This window comes from Microbacterium rhizophilum, from assembly GCF_039605615.1.
In the GTDB taxonomy this organism is placed as follows: domain Bacteria; phylum Actinomycetota; class Actinomycetes; order Actinomycetales; family Microbacteriaceae; genus Microbacterium; species Microbacterium rhizophilus.
In genome coordinates, this window is record NZ_JBCNUN010000013.1 from 1 (window position 1) to 5,489 (window position 5,489).

General features: G+C 55.9%; 3 rRNA genes. All 3 read left to right on the forward strand.

Annotated features, from left to right (window positions below):
- The first annotated feature begins 239 nt into the window (after nt 1-239).
- The 3 genes from AAD528_RS15485 (at nt 240) to rrf (ending at nt 5,442) form a co-directional block, all read left to right on the forward strand.
- A 16S ribosomal RNA gene (locus AAD528_RS15485) occupies nt 240-1,762 on the forward strand.
- Nucleotides 1,763-2,119: 357 nt separating this feature from the next.
- Nucleotides 2,120-5,217 (forward strand): 23S ribosomal RNA (locus AAD528_RS15490).
- A gap of 108 nt (nt 5,218-5,325) precedes the next feature.
- Nucleotides 5,326-5,442: ribosomal RNA gene (rrf, locus tag AAD528_RS15495) — 5S ribosomal RNA — on the forward strand.
- Together the 16S, 23S and 5S rRNA genes form the textbook arrangement of a ribosomal RNA operon.
- The last annotated feature ends 47 nt before the right edge of the window (nt 5,443-5,489 follow it).

The window sequence follows — 5,489 nt, forward strand, 5'->3', positions numbered from 1 at the left end:
GGATAAGATAGAGAAGTTGCCCCGGAGGGCTGCGGTGGGAGCCGCAGGGCTGGGAGCATCCGATCCTTGAGAACTCAACAGCGTGCACTTGTCAAATGCCAAATAACCTCGGCAGCTGACCTTTTTGGTTGGCTGCGAGATTCCTTTGGATCAAATTTTGGAAGTCAGTAATGACATCCGTTTTGGTCAGTTTCAAACTCGCTGCTTCACCGTTTTCCCGGTGGGGTCAGCATTTTTTCTTTACGGAGAGTTTGATCCTGGCTCAGGATGAACGCTGGCGGCGTGCTTAACACATGCAAGTCGAACGGTGAAGCTCCAGCTTGCTGGAGTGGATCAGTGGCGAACGGGTGAGTAACACGTGAGCAACCTGCCCCGGACTCTGGGATAAGCGCTGGAAACGGCGTCTAATACCGGATATGCACCAGAACCGCATGGTTACTGGTGGGAAAGATTTTTCGGTCTGGGATGGGCTCGCGGCCTATCAGCTTGTTGGTGAGGTAATGGCTCACCAAGGCGTCGACGGGTAGCCGGCCTGAGAGGGTGACCGGCCACACTGGGACTGAGACACGGCCCAGACTCCTACGGGAGGCAGCAGTGGGGAATATTGCACAATGGGCGGAAGCCTGATGCAGCAACGCCGCGTGGGGGACGACGGCCTTCGGGTTGTAAACCCCTTTTAGCAGGGAAGAAGCGAGAGTGACGGTACCTGCAGAAAAAGCGCCGGCTAACTACGTGCCAGCAGCCGCGGTAATACGTAGGGCGCAAGCGTTATCCGGAATTATTGGGCGTAAAGAGCTCGTAGGCGGTCTGTCGCGTCTGCTGTGAAAACCCGAGGCTCAACCTCGGGCCTGCAGTGGGTACGGGCAGACTAGAGTGCGGTAGGGGAGATTGGAATTCCTGGTGTAGCGGTGGAATGCGCAGATATCAGGAGGAACACCGATGGCGAAGGCAGATCTCTGGGCCGTAACTGACGCTGAGGAGCGAAAGGGTGGGGAGCAAACAGGCTTAGATACCCTGGTAGTCCACCCCGTAAACGTTGGGAACTAGTTGTGGGGGCCTTTCCACGGTCTCCGTGACGCAGCTAACGCATTAAGTTCCCCGCCTGGGGAGTACGGCCGCAAGGCTAAAACTCAAAGGAATTGACGGGGACCCGCACAAGCGGCGGAGCATGCGGATTAATTCGATGCAACGCGAAGAACCTTACCAAGGCTTGACATATAGAGGAAAGTTCTGGAAACAGTCCCCCCGCAAGGTCTCTATACAGGTGGTGCATGGTTGTCGTCAGCTCGTGTCGTGAGATGTTGGGTTAAGTCCCGCAACGAGCGCAACCCTCGTTCTATGTTGCCAGCACGTAATGGTGGGAACTCATGGGATACTGCCGGGGTCAACTCGGAGGAAGGTGGGGATGACGTCAAATCATCATGCCCCTTATGTCTTGGGCTTCACGCATGCTACAATGGCCGGTACAAAGGGCTGCAATACCGTGAGGTGGAGCGAATCCCAAAAAGCCGGTCCCAGTTCGGATTGAGGTCTGCAACTCGACCTCATGAAGTCGGAGTCGCTAGTAATCGCAGATCAGCAACGCTGCGGTGAATACGTTCCCGGGTCTTGTACACACCGCCCGTCAAGTCATGAAAGTCGGTAACACCTGAAGCCGGTGGCCTAACCCTTGTGGAGGGAGCCGTCGAAGGTGGGATCGGTAATTAGGACTAAGTCGTAACAAGGTAGCCGTACCGGAAGGTGCGGCTGGATCACCTCCTTTCTAAGGAGCATCTGGAGGCCTCAGGGCCTTCCAGGCGCCGGATCATCACCGAATGTGTGGTGCCGGTTAGCTCATGGGTGGAACATTTGACATGCCGTCGGCGCAGCCGATCGGATCTAGTACGACCTGCTTGCGGGTCTGGAACGAGTCGGTCGGGGAGCGGGGCGGCTGCACGCTGTTGGGTCCTGAAGGACCGGAACCTCTGGTTCCCTCCTTCTGGGCCTCTTCTTGTTTCCTCGCGGTTGTGGGGATGCGGAGGGGGTACCGCCCGTACTTTGAGAACTACACAGTGGACGCGAGCATCTTTAAAGAGAGCGAACGACAGGTCTTTCAAAAGGGATCTGTCGGCTCATGTGATTTCAAGTCTTTAAGAGCAGACGGTGGATGCCTTGGCATCTGGAGCCGAAGAAGGACGTAGCAATCTGCGATAAGCCTCGGGGAGCTGATAAGCGAGCTTTGATCCGAGGATGTCCGAATGGGGAAACCCCGCCAGGATCAACACCTGGTGACTCCCGCCTGAATATATAGGGCGGGTAGAGGGAACGTGGGGAAGTGAAACATCTCAGTACCCACAGGAAGAGAAAACAACAGTGATTCCGTGAGTAGTGGCGAGCGAAACCGGATGAGGCTAAACCGGGCGTGTGTGATAGCCGGCAGGCGTTGCACGTTCGGGGTTGTGGGACTCACCTGACTCTTCTGCCGAAGGGTCGACGTGACAGCAGCGTATAGACGAACGGTCTTGAATGGCCGGCCAGAGCGGGTGGCAGCCCCGTAGTCGAAATGCGTGTGCTGGCGTGGAGAGTATCCCAAGTAGCACGGGGCCCGAGAAATCCCGTGTGAATCTGCCAGGACCACCTGGTAAGCCTAAATACTCCCAGATGACCGATAGCGGACAAGTACCGTGAGGGAAAGGTGAAAAGTACCCCGGGAGGGGAGTGAAATAGTACCTGAAACCGTCTGCTTACAAACCGTTGGAGCACCCCTGGTAGGTGTGACAGCGTGCCTTTTGAAGAATGAGCCTGCGAGTTAGCGATACGTGGCGAGGTTAACCCGTGTGGGGTAGCCGTAGCGAAAGCGAGTCTGAATAGGGCGATTCAGTCGCGTGTCCTAGACCCGAAGCGAAGTGATCTATCCATGGCCAGGCTGAAGCGACGGTAAGACGTCGTGGAGGGCCGAACCCACTTAGGTTGAAAACTGAGGGGATGAGCTGTGGATAGGGGTGAAAGGCCAATCAAACTTCGTGATAGCTGGTTCTCTCCGAAATGCATTTAGGTGCAGCGTTGCGTGTTTCTTGCCGGAGGTAGAGCTACTGGATGGCCGATGGGCCCTACAAGGTTACTGACGTCAGCCAAACTCCGAATGCCGGTAAGTGAGAGCGCAGCAGTGAGACTGTGGGGGATAAGCTTCATAGTCGAGAGGGAAACAACCCAGACCACCAACTAAGGTCCCAAAGCGCGTGCTAAGTGGGAAAGGATGTGGAGTTGCCTTGACAACCAGGAGGTTGGCTTAGAAGCAGCCACCCTTGAAAGAGTGCGTAATAGCTCACTGGTCAAGTGATTCCGCGCCGACAATGTAACGGGGCTCAAGCACGCCACCGAAGTTGTGGCATTGAAACTATTGGCAGGCCTTCGTGGTCCAGCCGTTTTGATGGGTAGGAGAGCGTCGTGTGGCGAGTGAAGCGGCGGTGTGAACCAGCCGTGGACGCCACACGAGTGAGAATGCAGGCATGAGTAGCGAATGACGTGTGAGAAACATGTCCTCCGAAAGACCAAGGGTTCCAGGGTCAAGCTAATCTTCCCTGGGTAAGTCGGGACCTAAGGCGAGGCCGACAGGCGTAGTCGATGGACAACGGGTTGATATTCCCGTACCGGCGAAGAACCGCCCAAGCTAATCCAGTGGTGCTAAGCGCCCGAAACCATCCATCGTCACCTTCGGGTGACACCGGGTGGTGGAGCGCGCGACCCCATGCTGGTGCGGTTAGCGTATTAACAGGTGTGACGCAGGAAGGTAGCCCAAGCCAGGCGATGGTAGTCCTGGTGCAAGTGCGTAGGCCGACTCTTAGGCAAATCCGGGAGTCATGAGGCTGAGACACGATGCGGATGAAAAGTGGGTGATCCTATGCTGCCAAGAAAAGCATCGACGCGAGGTTCCAGCCGCCCGTACCCCAAACCGACTCAGGTGGTCAGGTAGAGAATACCAAGGAGATCGAGATAATCGTGGTTAAGGAACTCGGCAAAATACCCCCGTAACTTCGGGAGAAGGGGGGCCATCCACTTATTAGGACTTGCTCCGAAAGGGTGTGGTGGCCGCAGAGACCAGTGGGTAGCGACTGTTTATTAAAAACACAGGTCCGTGCCAAGTCGCAAGACGATGTATACGGACTGACGCCTGCCCGGTGCCGGAAGGTTAAGAGGACCGGTTAGCCGCAAGGCGAAGCTGAGAATTTAAGCCCCGGTAAACGGCGGTGGTAACTATAACCATCCTAAGGTAGCGAAATTCCTTGTCGGGTAAGTTCCGACCTGCACGAATGGCGTAACGACTTCCCAACTGTCTCAACCACGAACTCGGCGAAATTGCATTACGAGTAAAGATGCTCGTTACGCGCAGCAGGACGGAAAGACCCCGTGACCTTTACTACAGCTTGGTATTGGTGTTCGGTGTGGCTTGTGTAGGATAGGTGGGAGACTTTGAAGCAGTGACGCCAGTTACTGTGGAGTCGTTGTTGAAATACCACTCTGGTCACTCTGGATATCTAACTTCGAACCGTGATCCGGTTCAGGGACAGTGCCTGGTGGGTAGTTTAACTGGGGCGGTTGCCTCCCAAAAAGTAACGGAGGCGCCCAAAGGTTCCCTCAACCTGGTTGGCAATCAGGTGGCGAGTGTAAGTGCACAAGGGAGCTTGACTGTGAGACTGACAGGTCGAGCAGGGACGAAAGTCGGGACTAGTGATCCGGCAGTGGCTTGTGGAAGCGCTGTCGCTCAACGGATAAAAGGTACCTCGGGGATAACAGGCTGATCTTGCCCAAGAGTCCATATCGACGGCATGGTTTGGCACCTCGATGTCGGCTCGTCGCATCCTGGGGCTGGAGTAGGTCCCAAGGGTTGGGCTGTTCGCCCATTAAAGCGGTACGCGAGCTGGGTTTAGAACGTCGTGAGACAGTTCGGTCCCTATCCGCTGCGCGCGTAGGAAGTTTGAGAGGATCTGACCCTAGTACGAGAGGACCGGGTTGGACGAACCTCTGGTGTGTCAGTTGTTCCGCCAGGAGCACCGCTGATTAGCTACGTTCGGGATGGATAACCGCTGAAAGCATCTAAGCGGGAAGCCGGCCTCAAGATGAGACTTCCATACCTTCGGGTGAGAGGCTCCCAGCCAGACTACTGGGTTGATAGGCCAGATGTGGAAGTGCAGCAATGCATGCAGCTGACTGGTACTAATAAGCCGATGACTTGATAACACCTCGCTTTCCTAGAAGCGCCCGCGTCCACTGAGTGGTTCTCGATGTACGGTCGAGAACAAAGCAACTGCATAGAGTGCATGAGTTGTTCGAAACATCGAAGAGTGTTTCGGCGGTCATAGCGAGAGGGAAACGCCCGGTCACATTCCGAACCCGGAAGCTAAGCCTCTCAGCGCCGATGGTACTGCAGGGGGGACCCTGTGGGAGAGTAGGACACCGCCGGACTTAACGTGAAGACAGAAGGGCCACCCAACGACGGGTGGCCCTTCTGC